Below are 17,900 nucleotides of genomic sequence, written 5' to 3'. Positions count from 1 at the left end.
ACGTGCATACCTGCTAGCGGACGGTCACTTCGGCGCGTTGGCCGACTCGACCTTGACGTTGCCCGCGACGATGTCCTGCTTGAGCTTCTCGACCTCGGCCTTCAGGGCCGGGTCGACCTTGCTGTCGAACTTGTTGTACGGGGCCAGCGAGACACCGTTGTTCTTCAGCGTGCCGAGGAAGCCCGGGGTGGCCTCCAGCTTGGTGCCCCCGGCGCCGGTCACCACGGCTTCCTGCACGGCGTCCTTGATGTTCTTGACGACCGTGGTGAGGAAGACGTCGCAGTACTGCGCCGCGCTGACGCAGCCGTCCTGGTCGACCCAGACGACAGAGACCTTGCCGCCGGAGTTCTTGGCGACGTCGGCGGTGCCGAGCCCGGTGCCACCGGCGACCGGCATGATCACGTCGGCGCCCTGGGCGACGAACGTGTTCGTGATGGCCTTGCCCTTGTTCTGGTCGCCGAAGTTCTCCGCGAACGTGCCGTTCTGCTTGGCCTTGTCCCAGCCGAGCACCTGGACGTTCTTGCCCTTGGTCTTGTTGTAGTGCGCCACGCCGTCGGCGAAGCCGTCCATGAAGACCGTCACCGGCGGGATCTTGAGGCCGCCGTAGGTGGCCACCTTGCCGGACTTCGAGTAGCCCGCCGCCAGGTACCCGGCGAGGAACGCGGCCTCCTGCGTCGCGAACTGCATGGGGAACACATTGGGCGCACCCGCAACCGCGCTGTCCACGATGCCGAACTGCGAGCCGGTGCTCTCGGCCGCGACCTTCTTGGTGGCGTCACCCATCAGGCCGCCGACGGCGAGGATGAAGTCGCACTTCTGGCTGACGAACTGGCGCAGGTTCGGCTCGTAGTCGGACTCCGCGGTGGACGGAGTGTACTTGGCCTTGACGTTGCTGGCCTTCTGCGCGGCCGCCTGCATGCCGGCCCAGGCCGAGGCGTTGAACGACCGGTCGTCGATACCGCCGGTGTCGGTGACCATGCAGGCCTGGTACGACGCGGCGGTGCTGGAGCCGCCGCTCGGGCTCTTGTCCGGGGCGCTGCCACAGGCCGCAGCGGCGAGCGTCAGCCCACCCGCCGCGAGAACCGCAACCATCCGCTTCCCACGTACTGGGCGCAAGACGCTCTCCTTCCGCTTCACACCGACCCCCGTCGGTGATCTCAGGTCGGGAGCGTAGCCCCAGGCCAACGCCGTGGCAGGAAATCCACCGGACTGTTTGCGCACCGTTACCTCGCCGCAATCACTCGTCCCGGCGGCAGGCGTACTGGCAAGACTTCCGGCGAAGTGCGCATCTTCGCGAAAGATTTACTGCCATACACCCACCAATACTGCAGAATCACCCCTTCATGAAGCCCCTTCACGAGGGTCGTCTGCGCCCAGTTGATCAATTGTTAGAGTGCGCCGTGCAGACGGACCCAGCGGCGAGACGGTGCCGCATCGCGGCAGTGTCATTGCTCGCCATGGCCGCGACGTCGATCGGTACGGTTCCCGCGCACGCCGCCGAAACCCGGCCGCCCGCCGGCTACTGGATCACCCAGTTGGGTGTCGACCGCGCCTGGGCGACGAGCCGGGGCAAAGGGGTCGTGGTCGGTGTCGTCGACACCGGCGTCGACGCCGATCGCCCCGACCTGCGGGGCGCGGTGCTGCCCGGCCGGGAGTTCCCGGATCTCGGCGATGGGCTGGTGGACGCCTGGGGGCATGGCACCGAGGTCGCGGTCCTCATCGCGGGCCGGGGCGGGCCGAGGGCGGTCACCGGTGTCGCGCCGCAGGCGTCGATCGTGCCGGCCAAGGTGTCCGGTGGCGCCGAGACCGTCGACGAGGCGATGCACTGGCTCGTCGACCAGGGCGCAAGCGTGATCAATCTATCGCTCGGCGAGACCGCCCACGGGCAACGCCACCAGGCGGCGTTCGACGACGGGCTGCGGTACGCCCGGGAGCACGACGTGGTGATCGTCGCGGCCGCCGGCAACGCCGGCACCGATACCGGGGTGGTCAGCCCCGCCGACCGCCCGGGCGTGGTGGCCGTCTCGGCCGTGGACCAGACCGGGGCGTTCCGGCCGGACATCAGCGTGTCCGGCCCGGAGGTGGCGGTGGCCGCCCCCGGCTTCGACATGGCCGCCGACCAGCCCCGGCAGGGCGCCGCCCACAACGGCACGAGCTATTCGGCCGCCGTCGTCTCGGGCGTGGTCGCCCTGATCCGGTCCCGCTACCCCGGCCTTCCCGCCTCCGCCGTGGTGAACCGCCTGCTCGCCACCGCCGACCGGACTCCAGGGGCCGGCCGCGACGCCCGGTACGGATACGGGATCGTGAACGCGGCCCGGGCGCTCACAGAGTCCGTGGCGCCGGGCGTCGATGCGCCGCTCGGCAGCCTCGCCGCCCCGCCGCCCACCAGACCCGGGATCTCGCCGGTCGCCGTACTCACTGTCGGGTCGCTGGCGCTGGCGGTGTGCGGCCTCGGCGTCTGGTACCTGCGGCGGCGCAGGCGAGTGGCGGTCAATCGGAGAGTGTGACGACCTCATCGATGCTCTGATAGCCCGGCCGGGTCGGCGCGTTCGACGGGCACGGCAGGTCGCGCAGGCTCGCGACCGGACGCGGAGCCGGCCGCCCTTCGACGGTGGCACACAGGCGCACCGTGACGCTCGCACTGGACCCGGCCCCGCCGGCCTCTCCGATGGCGACGAAGGTGAGATCCGCCCGGATCGTCCCGTCCGCCGCCGATGCCGCGGAGAGCACGCTGCCACCCGGCCCGACGGCCTGGTCGAGACTGGTGCGAAGCCGCGCGACGAGGGCCGGGACGTCCCGCCCGTCGGGATCGCCCGCGAGTTCCGCGGCGGTCTGCTCCTGCGCATGACGTGCCTGCTCCCGCACAGTGTCGACGGCGTGGTCGCGGGCCCGGGACCTGATGTGCTCCTGAGTCACGCAGCCGGTCATGGTGAGCAGGACGGTGGTCACCATCGCCACCGTCCGCCGAACGGCCGCGCCGCGGCGTGCGTTCATGAACGTCCTTCCTCCCCGGGCTGAGCCGCGCGGTGGCACGGACGGGGAGGCGGCCTCGTGGCCGCCTCCCCGTCCGTCCGCCGTCGGCTACATCCCGATGCTACGTAGGGTGCTCGACACGGCATTGGCGTACGTCGCCGCGCCGTCGATCTTGGGGTGGAAACTCTGCGCCGACACGACGCCCTTGCCCGGCCAGTACTCGAACATCGGGCTATCGCCGGGCGTCAACGACGTGATGATCGCGTGCACCTGCTCGGGGTCGCCACACACCGCCTTACCGGCGAACGCCGCGGTGGGATCGGTGAACGCAACCGGCACACCGGTCGCCGCCACATTGTCGGCGGCAGCCTTGAGCTGCTGGTTGATCTGCCCGCCCATGGCGTTGAGCCAGTCCGCCTCGGGCGACCCGATCCCCAGGACGCAGGAACCGGCCCGTTCGAACAGCGGCGGGTACCCGACCAGGACGATCTTCGCTTTCGGTGCTCTCTCGTGGATCTTCCTGAGGACGGTCTCCACACCGTTACGCACCGGACCCTGTAGGACCTTCGGCTCCGCCTCGTCCAAGGGCGCGGAATCGCCGTCCAGCGTGGCGTTCGAGCACACCGAAAGGCCGTAGATGCACTGCGCCACGATGGGTGAGAAGCGCGCGTCGTTCCCCCCGATCGAGATGGTGACCAGCGTCGTGTCCTGGTCGACGTAACCCGACTCCAGCTGCGGTACCTCCGAGTACCACGGACGAGCGAAGCCGCCCCAGCCGTCGGTCGACCCGTCGTACGGCAGAACGTTGCGCACGACCGCCCCGGAGCACGCCACCATGTGGTAGTCGATGTCCGCGGTCATGGGATCGGAGCGCGGGCCGACGGCGACTCCCGAGTCGGCCAGCGTCATGACCCGCGACCAGGCCAGGTTGGAGCGGTGACACCCGTCGCGCATGTCGGGGTCGCCGCCGTCGACATCCGACTCCCTGGAGTAGTTGACCCCCTTGTCCGCGGACGCGCCCTCCCCCGACGAGTACGAGTCGCCCAGCGACGCGATGATCTGCTTCGGCTTCCCGCTCAGCGGCAGCACGGCCGCGGCGTCCCAGGCGACGTCCTCGGATCCGGCCCCGTCCGCCGCGGTGTTGCTCAGGGTGATTTTGGGGTTGCCGGCGAACGGGAACGAGCCCAGCGCGACCCACCGGTTCGCCTGGAGCCGCTGGGGCTGCACCCGGTAGCGCGTCCCGTTGCCCAGGTCGATGACGTACTTCGCCTGGCGGGTGTGCGCGCCGTGGTCGGGGATGTGGACGAACACCCGCGCCCAGCCGGTGATCTTCTTGTCGAAGGACCACGTGCCCGAGATGGACTGTGCATCCGGCCTGGCCCGGGTGTGGGTGAACCAGAAGTGCGCGCCGAAGCCGCCGCCGACCTGATGCAGGTCGATCTTCGAGATCTCCTTGCCGGAGCCGTCCTTGCCGAACGCGAAATCGAAACTGCCGGCGTTCTTCGGGCGACCGCAGCCGGGCGAGCGCACCGCCGGCACGGAGTCGTCGACGTCGTCGACCACCAGCAGGCCGGCGGGCATGGCGCCGCCCGGGAAAGCGGCGGCACCGCAGGCGGGCGGGAAGCTGATGCCGTCTTCCGGCTCCGCGGCGTACTGCGGGTAGTCGTAGCGGATGAACTCGTTGCCGCACGTCTGGGAGCAGTTCGCCTTCCACGTCGACGGGCTGTGCCACCAGCACTTCAGGTCGTAGTCGTTGCCGTTCTTGTGGGCGCAGGGCCCGGCCGGCTCGGTGCGGGTGTCACCGTCGGTGCCGTGGTACGTGGGCTGATACGCCTTGCCCCACTCGCAGTCGTTGTCCTTGGTGCAGAACTGCTGTGGCTGCGGACGGACCTGACTGCGGTTGTACGCGGCGCTGCCGAGGTCGTCCGCGGTGCCGCCGCCGCCGTTCCACCACGCCGGCCGGAAGAACGGCACGAACGTGTTCGGGCTCTCCAGCGCGGACGGCGGGTTGGCGGCAAACCCCATCACCCGTTCGGGGTACGGCCACTTGTTCGGCTTCGCGAAGTCCTCCGACGACGAGCCGAACGAGTGCCGGGTCGGCGGATAGTTCGGGTTGGCCGGATTGTTGCCCCAGCCGAGGCCGTAGGCGCCGTTCGTGTTCGGCTCGCCGGGCGGGTGGTAGCCCGAGTTGTACGCCCACGCCGCGAAGAACCAGTTTTCGATCTTGGAGGGATCGTTGTCGTTCAGCCGCAGGCCCGCCTCCTGCAGCTGGTTCCACTTGCCCTGCAGCAGCTGCAGGCCCGCAGCGATGTTGGCCGCGTAGTCCGTGGCGATGGCCATCTGCTTGTCGTGGGACAGCGGCGTCTCGCCCGGCTTCTTGTGTTCGGGCTTGCGCATGCCGTCGGTCATCTGTGAGACGCCGTAGCCGCAGTCCGACTTCGTCCAGTCGATGCTCCAGGCATCCTTGGTCTTGTCACTGCCGTAGAAGTTGCCGATCAGGGGGTTGCCGGTCTCGCCCGGCAGGACATGGCTGCTGGCCTGCCAGAGGTTGGACTCCTGGCCGAGGATGCCGAGCATGACCTGGGCGGGCACCTGCCCGTTGTTCGTGTTCTGCAGCGCCACTGGGGGGAACATGCCCTGCGGGCTGTACCAGGTGCTCAGCCCGTTGTTGTGCCAGTTGGCGGCTCGCGAGACGGTCAGGTGACCCTTCACGGCCATGTCGACGGCCCACTCGACCTGCTTCGGCTTGGGCTGGTAGACCTGCACCCGCGGGTCGTTGCGCGGCACCGCACAGTACGCGTCCGGGTCGTCCGTGGCCGAGCGGGGGTGCACGGCGTCACCAGGGTCGACCGTGAAGTCCAACGCCCTGCTGGTCCTCACGCTGTACGCACCGATCCGCACCGGCACCGCGTCCGCCGACTCGGCCGGGGTGGACGCGGTCCCGCCGGCCGCCGGCTTGACGGACGTGACCGCCGCCTCGCCATCGGTCGAGACGGTGGCGTCCGGCGTGAGGCCGAGCCGCGCCACGGTCGGCGGCAATGCCGACACGCTGTCGGGCTGGCCGGTGATGAAGACCTTCCCGGCCGCCGAGGTGGTGACACCGACCCGGTCGTCGGGGCCGGTGGCCAGCGTCGACGTCCGGTACCGCCGGTCCGCGCCCGGCTGTGAGCGGCGCACGCGCGCGGTGCCGCGCGTGTGTTCCATGAAGACGACCGCACCGGCGGCATCGGTACGCAGGTTGAAGGGCACCCCCGCGGCCGGCGCCAGCACACGCCGGCGTCCGGTGCTCTCGACGGACACGACCGCGCCCCGGTCGGCCGCCACGATGCCCCGCGAGGTGGGGATCGCCGAGGTCAGTTGCCCCGCAACGTCGATCGGCCCACCCAGTTCCCCGCTCACCGCGTCCAGCGTGCGCACCCGGGTCCTGCCGAGGTCCTGGTCTCCGGCCTGGGTCACGGTCGCCTGTTCGCCCGAGCCACAGCCCGGGTTGAAGTACGCCAGCGACGTCCGCAGGGGCAGTTTGCGCACCACGCCCGAGGCGAGGTCCACGATTGCGGTGAAGCCACCCCGGTCGAAGTACTGTGCGGAGTTCGCGAACGCGCGCGGCGCGTAGACGACGACCGCCCGGCGCCCCGACCGGGTCACACAGGCGTTACCGATCCACAGGTCCGTTTCGAGGCCGGGCACGCTCAGGGTGGCAGCGGTGCGCCACCCGTACCCGGTGCGCGCTTCCGCCACGAGGACGTGGAACCCGGTGGCGTCCCCCGTTGTCGTCCACAACCGGTCGCCGGAGGCCTGCCAGCCCTTGCCGATCAGCTCGTCACGGGCGCTCGGGGCCAGCGCCGCAGCGCCGGCCGTGGGAGCAGGAGCGGGAGGCGCACCGCCACCGCCGGGAGCGGCGGCGGCCGGGCGGACGACGCCCACCTGGCCGGCCACCAGCACGGCGGCGGACAGCGTGACCGCCCGTCGAAGCGCGCATGAAGCGCGCGCACGCAAAGACACGGTGTTCCTTTCTGAGGGGGCTGAATTCGATCCGAACGGAGGACGGACGGGCAGCCGGGTGACGGCACGGACACGCCAGCCATCAGCGGTGGTGTCTGCTACACCACTGATGCGGCACGGTCGGGACCGAAGTCGGCGACTCATTCGTCGTCCCCGCTCCACTGGGACGCGCGGCCTTCAGCGCGGCACGACACCACCCTCGGTGGCCGCGCGGGGAGAGGTCAGGAAGGGTCAGTGCGAGTCACGGGTCTCGCGCGCCGCCCGGCGCGCAGCCGCGAAAGCCCGCCAACCGAGGACGCCCACGAGCGTGCCGATCGTCAGCGAGGCGAGGATCAGTGCGGCGTGCACCCAGAGGAACGCCGTGGGCCGGCCGGCCTGGAAGGAACGGCCATCGTTCCAGATGGCGACGGCGAAGCGGGGCCAGATCAGCCACGTCCACACGCCGACTCCGAGGAGGAACACCGCCCACCGCCGCGAGATCACCACCCGCTCAGTATGCCCGCCGCGCCACCGGGCGGATCACCAGGCGGCGCGGCGGGATCAACAATGGGATCAGAACCAGCGCTGGTAGCGGCTGTTGGTGTCGCACGTCGCCAGCAGGACCGTGTTGGTGTGGTCCGCGCGCAGTCCGGTCGGCGCCTTGACGCACACGTGTACGTGCTGCTGCGTGTACGCGCCATAGCTCTTGAAGACGACGTAGTCGCCGGTCTTGAACACTTCCCAGATCTGGTAGTCGCCCGAGTTGCAGGCGATCACGTACGGATGCCCACCATTGACTTCGGCGTGGCTGTCCAGGCAACCGTCCGACGGCACTCGGCTCGCATCGACCAGCCGCACCTTGTGGTGACCGTTGATCGTGCCCTTGTCCTCGACGGACCAACTGGTGGCACGACCGAACAGGCTCTCCACGCCGGCCGCGTGGTTCCTGCCCATGGACGCGAGGTACGTGCTGTTACGCAGGGCATCGCTCTGGAAGCTCTGCTCGGACGCGGCGGACGCGACGCCGGGCGACATCAGGACAGCAACGGACACGCCAATGGCGACTAGCAACCTACGCACGGTTGACCTTTCGATTGATCAGAATGACAGGTTTCGATGCGTCCGCGTCGTATCAGGAGAACGCGGCAGTACCGCAATGGGCCCGGGTGAGCCCATCCGGCAGGAAAGTGACCTCGCGCCGATCGGCGCACACCTGACGGGTCCCACCACGAGGCGGGGCCTGCGATCGCAGTGATCATAGGTAGCCGACGCAAGCATTCACCAGCGCCTTTCCCCAGCATGATGGGGATCACGGAATCGCATGGCGATGAGTCACCCGCCGCAGCCGCGACGGCACGCCCCGCACCCCGGGTGGTCAGTCGGCGATCAGTGTGCCCGCCGCGCCACCGGGCTGAACGCCAGATGGCGCGCGGGATCACGACAGGATCAGAACCAGCGCTGGTAGCGGCTGTCGGTGTTACACGTGTACATGAAGACCTTGTTCGTGTGGTCCGGGTTCAGTCCCGTGGGCGCCTGGATGCACACGTGCCAGCCGTGGTACGAGAACGCGCCGTAGCTCTTGAAGACGAAGTAGTTGCCGAAACTGAACTGTTCCCATTTCTGGTTGTCGAGGTCATTGCAGGCCTTGACCTGCGGGTTGCCGCCGGAGTTCTGGCCGTTGCTGTCCAGGCAGCCGTCCGACGGCTCGTTGCTCGCGTCCTTCAGCTTCACCATGCTGTGACCGTTGATCGGCTTAACGAACTCGACGGTCCATCGGGTGACACGGCCGTTTACGCTCTGCACCCCCGCCGACTGGTTCGTACCCCGCGAGGTGAGGTACGTGTTGTTGCGCAGGGCGTCGCTCTGGAAGCTCTGCACATAGGACGCGAACGCGGGGGCCGGCGACGCCACCAGGGCTACGGTCGCCGCGACGGCAGCAAGCAATTTACGCACAGTTGACCTTTCGATTGAGTCCGAAATAAAGGGTTTGATACGCCTGCATCGCCGCGAGACATCACCGCATCGACCGGTGTACCCACCGACCTGAACGTGAGCTGGCGCCGTGGCGCAAGGAAGACCGCGAGGCGGCCGGGGAAATCAGTTCGGGGAGTCGCGATACCGGGCGAATCTGAACAGCACAGCTCCCATGACGCAGCCCCCGTCCCGGCCGGCATCCGACCGTGCGTCCCGCAACACCGGCGGACCGGCGGCGATCGAGGGGATCATATATAGCTGACCGCCGAAATCCCTACACCGTTTCACCGGCATGACGCGGGTCACGACCACGCCCCGCCAGGCATCGCGGGGCGGCGCCGCAGGTGTCACTCGGACGCGGGCAGCTTCGCCGCGATCCGCCCGAACGCCGCCCGTACGTCGGCGGCAGTCGGGACGGGCCCCGCGTACACCTCGGGAGCCTCCTCCTCGGCCGGCTCGCCGTCCGTGGCCGTGCGGGCCAGCTCGATCTCGTTGCGGATGGCGGCCGCGTCGACCAGCGGCAGCAGCGGCTCGACGACGGCCAGCAGGTCCTCGTCGGCGACCACGGCCCGGGCCAGCGCCAGCGCGTGCGGTCGCTCGTACGGTCCGCAGACCACGGGCTCCCAGTCCTCCTCGTCGCCGAGCGCTCCGATCGTGATGACCCACGGGAGGTCGGCCACCGGGGAGTCTTTCGGCAGGTCAAGCGTCACGAGAGTGCCCACCGGCCCATCATTGCGGGCGGTGATGGCGAATCCAGGTATTTTGCCCTACAGGTGCACTTTTATCCCTGTCCGCCAGGTCCACGACCCGCCCGTGCGGGCTGGTCGCCGCCCAGGCCGCCCCGAACAGCAGGAGCTGGTTGAAGACGTACAGATAGACGAGCACCCCGACCGCGCTGGCGACCAGCCCGTACGCGGGGTTGCGCTGGACCAGCCGGACGAAGGTCTCCCCCACCGTGTTGAGCAGGGTGATGCCGATGCCGACCTGCAGCACCGGCGGGGCCATCCGCCGGGCGGTCATCCGCAGCCGGGGCACCGCGGCCAGCAGCGCGGCCGCGAACACCATGTTCACGGCGACCGTCAGCAGCAGCCCCGCCACCGACAACGACCGGGCGAAGCCGCCGTGGGCCAGCCACTCGAGCAACTGCTCCAGGCCGTACGCCGCGAGCTGCGAGGCGGCCAGCAGGAGCAGGATGCCGGTCAGCACGGCCAGGTCCAGGATCTGCCGCAGGCCGACATAGCCGGGCTGCTCGCGCAGGCGCCAGATGAGGCGCTGCGAGGAGCGGATCGCCTCCACCCAGGCGATGCCGGTGAAGGTCAGGCCGATGATGCCGACGATCCCGACGGTACGGCCACTGTCGAGGATCTGCTGCAGGTCCAGGAACGGCAGATTCTGCTCCAGGAAGTCGGTGACGATGCTGTACAGCTCCGAGTTCTTGCTGAGCAGCAGGCCGAACACCGAGTAGCCGATCAGGAGCAACGCGAAGAGGGCGAAGAACCCGTAGTACGCGATGGCCGCGGCCAGCCGGCCCCCTTGGACCTCCCAGTACCGCAGCAGCGCCCGGCACAGGTGGTCGAAGGTGCGCCAGCGGTGTCGTCCGGCCAGGATTCGCGACTCGGCCGCGCCGTACAGCCGGTCGATCGGGTTCACGCGCCGACCGTACCCGGCGGGCTCATCCGCCGAGGGGGAAGTCGCGCCGGGGCCGCCACGGCCCCTCACCGTCGTGCGAGAACAGGGTGAACGCGGGCACCTCGAAGCGGGCCGAGAACCCGGCGAGGTCGTCGAACACCGCGTCCAGCGCCGCGGCCGGAACGTCCTGCGCCACTGTCACGTGCGGGTGGTACGGGAACCGGGCGTCGCGGTGCACCCCGTCGGCGGCGGCGATGGCCTCGGCCAGCAGCTCGCACTCGCTGATCCCGACCGCGAGCGTCACGAAGACCACCTCGGTGATCGGCCGGAACGTACCCGTGCCGCGCAGGTGGATGGTGAACGGCGCCTGCCCCGCGGCCACGGCCTCCAGGTGCTTCTCGATCGCCGCGAGGGCGTTCGTCGCCACCTCGGTGGGCCCCAGCAGGGTGACGTGCGCCGGCGTGTACGCCGCCTGCGGATCACCGGCCTGCGCCCGCCGCCGGGTCAGGGTGTCACCCCACGGCTGCGGGATGTCGATCGCGACGCCGATGCGGGTCGTCGCGGCACCCTCGCCGCCCGCCGCCGGGTCCACCCTCGCGGCGCTGTCGTTGCCGGTCACCGGTGTCAGGCTCCGCGGGCCGGCGGCAGGAAGCCGACCTGGCGGTACGCGGCGGCGAGGGTCGGCGCGGCGACCGCGCGGGCCTTGTCCGCGCCGATGGCCAGCAGCTTGTCGAGGTGCGCCGGGTCGTCGAGGTAGGCGCGGGTGCGCTCCTGGATCGGCGTGACGAACTCGACCACGACCTCGGCGAGATCCTTCTTGAGGTCGCCGTAGCCCTTGCCGTCGTACTCCTCCAGCAGCTCGTCGATGGTGCGGGCGGTCAGCGCCGCGTACATCGTGAGCAGGTTGCTGACGCCGGGCTTGTTCTCCTCGTCGTACAGGATCTCGCGGCCGGTGTCGGTCACCGCCGACTTGATCTTCTTGGCCGAGCGGGCCGGGTCCTCCAGCAGCTCGATGATGCCGTTGGGTGAGGATGCCGACTTGCTCATCTTCACTGTTGGTTCCTGCAGGTCCGTGATCTTCGCGGTGTCCTTGACGATGTGCACCGACGGCACCGTGAAGGTCTGCCCGAAGCGGGAGTTGAACCGCTGCGCCAGGTCGCGGGTCAGCTCCAGGTGCTGCCGCTGGTCCTCGCCAACCGGCACCGCGTCCGCCTGATACAGCAGGATGTCGGCGGCCTGCAGGATCGGGTACGTGAAGAGGCCGACGCTGGCGGAGTCCGAGCCCTGCTTGGCGGACTTGTCCTTGAACTGCACCATGCGGCCCGCCTCACCGAAGCCGGTGATGCAGCTGAGCACCCACGCCAGCTGCGCGTGCTCGGGCACATGGGACTGCACGAACAGCGTGCACCGCTCGGGGTCGAGCCCGACCGCCAGCAGCTGCGCGACCGACAGCCGGGTGCGGTTGCGCAGCACCGCCGGGTCGTGTCCCGCGGTGATGGCGTGCAGGTCGACGACGCAGTAGAAGGCGTCGGCCGTCTCCTGCATGGCCACCCAGTTGCGCACCGCGCCGAGGTAGTTGCCGAGATGGAAGGAGTCGGCGGTCGGCTGGATGCCGGAGAACACTCGCGGGCGGCGGGCGGGGTCGGACATGAGCGCCATTGTGTCAGCACGCGCGGACCGTCCGTCAAACGCTCCGGCCATCAAAGGTCAGATGTTTGAACATGTTGACTCATGAGTGGATGCGATAGAATCTGCGGCGGCGTCGGGCCGTCCCGCCGACCTGCCTACGCTGACCCTAGAACGCCCGCACATCGAGAGGGCCACACCGTGAAACTGCTCGTCACCGGAGGCGCCGGCTACATCGGCAGCATCACCACCCGCCTGCTGCTCGACGCCGGGCACGAGGTCGTCGTCCTGGACAATCTCAGCACCGGCTTCCGCGAGGCCGTCGCACCGGGTGTGACACTCGTGGACGCCGACATCCGCGACGCCGGCCGGGTGCTGACCCCGGAGGCGGGCTTCGACGCGGTGCTGCACTTCGCCGGGCTCATCGCCGCGGGCGAGTCGATGGCCCGCCCGGAGCTGTACTGGGACCACAACGTCATCCGGTCGCTGGCCCTGCTGGACGCGGTCCGCGCCGCCCGGGTGCCCCGGTTCGTCTTCTCCTCCACCGCCGCGGTGTACGGCAACCCCACCGAGCTGCCCATCACCGAATCCGCCGTCAAGGCCCCCACCAGCACGTACGGTTCCACGAAACTGACCTTCGACCATGCCCTGTCCTCGGAGGCGTTCGCCCACGGCCTCGCTGCCGTGTCGCTGCGCTACTTCAACGTGGCGGGCGCGTACCTGCGCCCCGACGGCACCGCGGTCGGCGAACGGCACGACCCGGAGACCCACCTCATCCCCATCGCCCTGCAGGTGGCCGCCGGCAAGCGGGACAAGCTGCAGCTGTTCGGCGACGACTACCCGACCGCCGACGGCACCTGCGTGCGCGACTACATCCACGTCGAGGACCTGGCCCGCGCCCACCTCCTGGCGCTCGACGCGGCCACCGCGGGCGAACACCGCATCTTCAACCTCGGCAACGGCAACGGTTTCTCCAACCGCCAGGTCGTCGAGGCGGTCCGCGAGGTCACCGGCGTCGACCTGCCGGTGGAGATCGCGCCCCGGCGCAGCGGCGACCCGGCCGCGCTGGTCGCCTCGTCCGCGAAGGCCCGCACCGAGTTGGGCTGGGTGCCCGAGAAGGACACCCTGCACGCCATGATCTCCGACGCCTGGGAGTTCTACCGCGGCCACGTCGCGAAATGACCGGCACCGACGTCGCGGCCCGGGCCGCGGCCGGTTTCACCGCAACGTACGGCGCCGCACCGGCCGGACTGTGGGCCGCGCCGGGACGGGTCAACCTGATCGGCGAGCACACCGACTACAACGACGGCTTCGTGCTGCCGTTCGCCCTGCCGCAGCGGGTGGTGGTGGCCGCCGCCCCGGCCGCCTCCGGCTGGCAGGTCCACTCGGAGCTGACCCCGGAGCCCGTGACGTTCGGCGCGGACGAGGTGGCCCGGCCGGGCGTGCTCGACGGCTGGGCCGCGTACGTGGCCGGGGTCGTGTGGGCGCTGCGCGAGGCGGGGCTGCCGGTGCCGCCCGCCCGGCTGGCGCTGGCCTCCGACGTGCCGGTCGGCGCGGGGCTATCCTCCTCGGCCGCCCTGGAGTCCGCGGTGCTCACCGCGCTGGTCGAGCTGGGTGGCCTGGACCTGCCGGTGCACCTGCGCCCGGCGCTGGCCCAGCGCGCCGAGAACGCGTACGTGGGTGCGCCCACCGGGATCATGGATCAGGCCGCGTCGATCCGCTGCCAGGCGGGGCACGCGCTGTTCCTGGACTGCCGCAGCGGCGCCGTACGGCACATCCCGTTCGACGTGGCGGCGCATGGGCTGGCCGTCCTGGTCGTCGACAGCAACGCGCCGCACCGGCACGTCGACGGCGAGTACGGCGCCCGCCGCAAGTCCTGTGAGGCCGCCGCCCGCCTGCTCGGCGTGCCCGCGCTGCGCGACGTGACCATCTCCGACCTCGACCCGGCGCTCGCCCGGCTGGACGACGACGTGACCCGCCGCCGGGTACGGCACATCGTCACGGAGAACCAGCGGGTGCTGGACACCGTCGCGCACCTGGACGCGGGACGGATCCGGGAGATCGGGCCGCTGCTCACCGCCTCGCACACCTCCATGCGCGACGACTTCGAGATCACCGTGCCGGAGATCGACGTGGCCGTCGAGGCGGCGCTGAGCGCCGGGGCGTACGGCGCCCGGATGACCGGTGGCGGCTTCGGTGGTTGTGTGCTGGCCCTGGTCGACGCCGACCGGACGGCGCCGACGGCCACCGCGGTCGAGGCGGCGTACGAGATGCACGGATTCCCGGCGCCCACCGCCCGGGTGGTCGGCCCCGGCCCGGGCGCCGCCCGACTGTGACGCTTGAGCCACCACATGGTGGGGTATGCACTGGTCATGACCGTCGACACCGAATCCAACGAACCCAACGAGTTCGGTTTCTCGGGCGCGGGTACGGGGCCCTCGCCGGAACATCTCAAGGAACTCCTCACCGACGTGCACGGCGAGGACGTAGCGGTGCCCGCGGGTGACATCACCGGCGCGGTGACGCACGCGCTCGAGGAGTTGGTGACCCACCATGACGACGCATCACCGGAGGCGCACTGAGGTCCCCCGCCGGGGGAGAGACCGCTCTCCGCCCCGGTTCTGCGAGATAGGCTACGCGGGACGCCGCGGCCCGCCCGCCCCTGCGAGGACCAACATGGGAATCGATCCACCGTTCCTGTGGCCGGACCATCAACCCCCCGACACCGGGGTCCGGATCCGGTACGACGCCGCGGGCGCGGTTGCGCTGCTGGCGGTCCATGGCGCGTGGAACGCCAAGCTGTGCACCGTCGTCTCCGGCACCCTGCGTCGCCTCTTCGCCGAGCAGACCACCGGGCTCATCATCGATCTGTCGCAGCTCGACGACCCGCGCGCGGACAGCGCACCGGTGTGGATGGGCGTCCGCAGCCTCGCCACCCAGCTCCAGCCGCCCGTACATCTGGCGCTGTGTGCATCGCCGGAGCAGATCCTGGCCGACCGGCTGCAACGGTTCGGGGCCGGGCGCTTCCTGCCGGTCTACGCCACGGTCGGCCAGGCCCGGGTGGCGATCACCAGCCGGCTACCGAGCACCGACCGGATGCGGGTGGAGCTGTGCCCGGACGCGGACGCACCTGCGCACGCCCGCCGCCTGGTCGAGGACGCGTGCCGCCGCTGGCGGCTGCACACCCTTCGCCAGTCCGCCCGCCTCATCGTCTCCGAGCTGGTCAACAACGCGGTCCAGCACGCCGGCACCACGATCACCGTGACGGTGTCGCGCCGCGTTTCCGGCCTGCACGTGGCCGTTCAGGACCTCTGCCGGGACATGCCGCAGCTCGCCCGGCCCGCCGCGATACCCGGACAGCGGGTACCCGAGCACGGCCTGGGCCTGCGCCTGGTGCACGCCACCGCGCTCGCCTGGGGCGCGGTGCCCACCGGGGACGGCAAGGTCGTCTGGGGCGCCGTACGCGGACCCGCGAGCGCCCGCCGGCGCCGGCACTGACCGCTACGACGCCTCGATGATCATCCCCGCGCCGACCGTGCGGTTGGTCGTCTCGTCGATGAGGATGAACCCGCCCGTGGTGCGGTTGCGGCGGTACTCGTCGGCCAGCAGCGGCACCGTGGTGCGCAGGCGGACCCGGCCGATCTCGTTGAGCGCCAGCCCGTCCGCCGTCTCGTCGCGGTGCAGGGTGTTCACGTCCAGCCGGTACTGCAGGCCACGGACGACCGCCCGGGCGGTGCGGGTGGTGTGCTTGATGGCGTACTTGCCGCCCACCCGCAGGGGGGCGGTCTCGTCCATCCAGCAGACCATCGCCTCGACGTCCTGCACCGGCTTCGGGGCGTTGTGCGGGCGGCAGATCAGGTCGCCGCGCGAGATGTCGATCTCGTCGGTGAGCCGGACCGTCACCGACATCGGCGGGAACGCCTCGTCCACGGGGCCGTCGGCGGTATCGATGCCCGCGATCGTGCTGGTCAGCCCGGACGGCAGCACCATCACCTCGTCGCCCGGCTTGAGAATCCCGCTGGACACCTGCCCGGCATAGCCGCGGTAGTCGGTAACGGTGGTGGACTGCGGACGGATGACGTACTGGACTGGGAATCGCACGTCAACCAGGTTGCGGTCGCTGGCGATGTGCACGTGCTCCAGGTGGTGCAGCAGCGACGACCCCTCGTACCACGGGGTGTTCTCCGACCGGGAGGCGATGTTGTCGCCGTTGAGCGCGGAGATCGGGATGACCGTGAGGTCCGGAACATCGAGCTTGGCCGCGAACGAGGTGAACTCGTCGCGGATCTTCTCGTACACCTCCTGGTCCCAGTCGACCAGGTCCATCTTGTTGACGCACAGCACCAGGTGCGGCACCCGCAGCAGAGAGCACAGGAACGCGTGCCGCCGCGACTGCTCGACGATGCCCTTGCGGGCGTCGACCAGGATCAGCGCCAGGTCGGCCGTCGACGCCCCGGTCACCATGTTCCGGGTGTACTGGATGTGCCCGGGGGTGTCCGCGATGATGAACTTGCGCCGCGGCGTCGCGAAGTACCGGTACGCCACGTCGATCGTGATGCCCTGCTCCCGCTCGGCCCGCAGGCCGTCGGTGAGCAGCGCCAGGTTCGTGTACTCGTCACCGCGGGCCGCGCTGACCGCCTCGACCGCTTCCAGCTGGTCGGAGAAGAGCGACTTGGTGTCGTACAGCAGCCGCCCGATCAGGGTGGACTTGCCGTCGTCCACGCTGCCCGCCGTGGCGAACCGCAGCAGATCCATGCTCCGGGCCGCGGCGGTGTCGGTGTCCAGCACTGCCTGGCTCATCAGAAGTACCCTTCCCGCTTGCGGTCTTCCATCGCCGCCTCGCTGACCTTGTCGTCACCGCGGGTCGCGCCGCGCTCGGTGATCCGGGTGGCGGCGACCTCCTCGATGACCTTCTCCACCGTGTCGGCGTCCGACCGGACCGCCGCGGTCTGCGACGCGTCGCCGACCGTGCGGTAGCGCACCCGCTGCACCGACGGGGTCTCCCCCGCCCTCGGGCGGATGAACTCGTTCACGGCGTAGAGCATCCCGTCGCGCTCGATGACCTCCCGGTCATGCGCGTAGTAGATGCTCGGCAGCGGGATCTGTTCCTTGGCGATGTAGTGCCACACGTCCAGCTCGGTCCAGTTGGACAGCGGGAAGACGCGGATCGACTCGCCGGGGTGGTGCCGGCCGTTGTACAGCGCCCACAGCTCGGGACGCTGATTCTTCGGATCCCACTGGCCGAACTCGTCGCGGAAGCTGAACATCCGCTCCTTGGCGCGGGCCTTCTCCTCGTCGCGGCGGGCCCCGCCGAACAGCGCGTCGAAGCGGTACTTCTCCACCGCGGCCAGCAGCACCGGGGTCTGGATCCGGTTGCGGGTGCCGTCGGGCAGCTCACGGACGAGGCCGGAGTCGATCGCCTCCTGCACGCTGGCCACCACCAGGTTGAGCCCCAGCTCCGCCACCCGGGCGTCGCGGTACTCCATCACCTCGTCGAAGTTGTGGCCCGTGTCCACGTGCATGACCGGGAACGGGATGCGCGCGGGGGCGAACGCCTTCTCGGCCAGCCGCAGCATCACGATCGAGTCCTTGCCACCCGAGAAGAGCAGCACGGGGCGCTCGAACTCGGCCATGACCTCCCGCATGACGAAGATGCTCTCGGCTTCGAGAGCATCCAGATGCGAGACGCGATAGGGCATCGTCTGGCTCATGAGCGA

17 protein-coding genes are annotated in these 17,900 nt (G+C 70.1%); 5 read left to right on the top strand and 12 right to left on the bottom strand.

Annotated elements, in window-relative coordinates:
* Positions 1–24: 24 nt before the first annotated feature.
* Positions 25–1,092: a BMP family lipoprotein gene (locus tag ACMCNN_RS02620; protein WP_412744572.1), complete on the bottom strand. Its 1,068-nt coding sequence runs from the start codon at positions 1,090–1,092 to the stop codon at positions 25–27.
* A 365-nt stretch (positions 1,093–1,457) separates the two neighbouring features.
* Between ACMCNN_RS02620 and ACMCNN_RS02615 the strand changes: the two genes are divergently transcribed.
* Positions 1,458–2,507, top strand: a complete 1,050-nt coding sequence (locus tag ACMCNN_RS02615) for a S8 family serine peptidase (RefSeq protein WP_412744571.1) — start codon at positions 1,458–1,460, stop codon at positions 2,505–2,507.
* Here the strand turns inward: ACMCNN_RS02615 and ACMCNN_RS02610 are convergent.
* The 9 genes from ACMCNN_RS02610 to trpS form a co-directional block, all read right to left on the bottom strand.
* Entirely contained in the window at positions 2,491–2,949 is a 459-nt protein-coding gene (locus ACMCNN_RS02610; protein ID WP_412744570.1) for a hypothetical protein, read from the bottom strand. The genes ACMCNN_RS02615 and ACMCNN_RS02610 overlap by 17 nt on opposite strands.
* A gap of 132 nt (positions 2,950–3,081) precedes the next feature.
* Complete coding sequence (locus ACMCNN_RS02605; RefSeq protein ID WP_412744569.1) at positions 3,082–6,975, bottom strand: GDSL-type esterase/lipase family protein; 3,894 nt, start codon at positions 6,973–6,975, stop codon at positions 3,082–3,084.
* Between the two features lie 231 nt (positions 6,976–7,206).
* Complete coding sequence (locus ACMCNN_RS02600; RefSeq protein WP_412744568.1) at positions 7,207–7,461, bottom strand: SCO4848 family membrane protein; 255 nt, start codon at positions 7,459–7,461, stop codon at positions 7,207–7,209.
* A gap of 66 nt (positions 7,462–7,527) precedes the next feature.
* Positions 7,528–8,007 (bottom strand): ricin-type beta-trefoil lectin domain protein, encoded by a 480-nt coding sequence (locus tag ACMCNN_RS02595; protein WP_412744567.1) that lies wholly within the window; start codon positions 8,005–8,007, stop codon positions 7,528–7,530.
* A gap of 393 nt (positions 8,008–8,400) precedes the next feature.
* Positions 8,401–8,865, bottom strand: coding sequence for a ricin-type beta-trefoil lectin domain protein (locus ACMCNN_RS02590; RefSeq protein WP_412744566.1), 465 nt, complete (start codon positions 8,863–8,865; stop codon positions 8,401–8,403).
* Between the two features lie 410 nt (positions 8,866–9,275).
* A complete protein-coding gene (locus ACMCNN_RS02585) occupies positions 9,276–9,650 on the bottom strand; it encodes a hypothetical protein (protein WP_412744565.1) in 375 nt (124 codons plus the stop codon).
* A 7-nt stretch (positions 9,651–9,657) separates the two neighbouring features.
* Positions 9,658–10,578: a YihY/virulence factor BrkB family protein gene (locus ACMCNN_RS02580; protein ID WP_412744564.1), complete on the bottom strand. Its 921-nt coding sequence runs from the start codon at positions 10,576–10,578 to the stop codon at positions 9,658–9,660.
* A gap of 22 nt (positions 10,579–10,600) precedes the next feature.
* Positions 10,601–11,176: a 2'-5' RNA ligase family protein gene (locus ACMCNN_RS02575; protein ID WP_412744563.1), complete on the bottom strand. Its 576-nt coding sequence runs from the start codon at positions 11,174–11,176 to the stop codon at positions 10,601–10,603.
* Positions 11,177–11,181: 5 nt separating this feature from the next.
* On the bottom strand, positions 11,182–12,207 hold the full coding sequence (gene trpS / locus ACMCNN_RS02570; protein ID WP_412744562.1) for a tryptophan--tRNA ligase: 1,026 nt from the start codon (positions 12,205–12,207) through the stop codon (positions 11,182–11,184).
* A gap of 177 nt (positions 12,208–12,384) precedes the next feature.
* On the opposite strand from trpS, the gene galE reads away from it, so the two are divergent.
* The 4 genes from galE to ACMCNN_RS02550 all read left to right on the top strand — a co-directional run bounded on the left by galE (position 12,385) and on the right by ACMCNN_RS02550 (position 15,681).
* Entirely contained in the window at positions 12,385–13,365 is a 981-nt protein-coding gene (gene galE / locus ACMCNN_RS02565) for a UDP-glucose 4-epimerase GalE (RefSeq protein ID WP_412744561.1), read from the top strand.
* The gene (galK, locus tag ACMCNN_RS02560; RefSeq protein WP_412744560.1) at positions 13,362–14,519 is read left to right on the top strand and encodes a galactokinase; all 1,158 of its coding nucleotides are present in this window, start codon (positions 13,362–13,364) and stop codon (positions 14,517–14,519) included. Before galE ends, galK begins: the two co-directional genes overlap by 4 nt.
* Before the next feature lie 36 nt (positions 14,520–14,555).
* Positions 14,556–14,765: a hypothetical protein gene (locus ACMCNN_RS02555; RefSeq protein ID WP_412744559.1), complete on the top strand. Its 210-nt coding sequence runs from the start codon at positions 14,556–14,558 to the stop codon at positions 14,763–14,765.
* Between the two features lie 94 nt (positions 14,766–14,859).
* Complete coding sequence (locus ACMCNN_RS02550) at positions 14,860–15,681, top strand: ATP-binding protein (protein ID WP_412744558.1); 822 nt, start codon at positions 14,860–14,862, stop codon at positions 15,679–15,681.
* Between the two features lie 3 nt (positions 15,682–15,684).
* On the opposite strand, the gene cysN is transcribed toward ACMCNN_RS02550, so the two are convergent.
* Positions 15,685–16,983: a sulfate adenylyltransferase subunit CysN gene (gene cysN / locus ACMCNN_RS02545; RefSeq protein WP_412744557.1), complete on the bottom strand. Its 1,299-nt coding sequence runs from the start codon at positions 16,981–16,983 to the stop codon at positions 15,685–15,687.
* Positions 16,983–17,894 carry a sulfate adenylyltransferase subunit CysD gene (gene cysD / locus ACMCNN_RS02540; RefSeq protein WP_412744556.1) on the bottom strand — a complete coding sequence of 304 codons (912 nt, stop codon included), beginning with the start codon at positions 17,892–17,894 and terminating at the stop codon, positions 16,983–16,985. The genes cysN and cysD overlap by 1 nt, the downstream gene beginning before the upstream one ends.
* Between the last annotated feature and the right edge of the window lie 6 nt (positions 17,895–17,900).

Origin of the sequence: Krasilnikovia sp. MM14-A1004 (assembly GCF_047159485.1) — a bacterium.
Taxonomy (GTDB): domain Bacteria; phylum Actinomycetota; class Actinomycetes; order Mycobacteriales; family Micromonosporaceae; genus Actinoplanes.
This window is presented reverse-complemented; position numbering and strand designations above follow the sequence as displayed.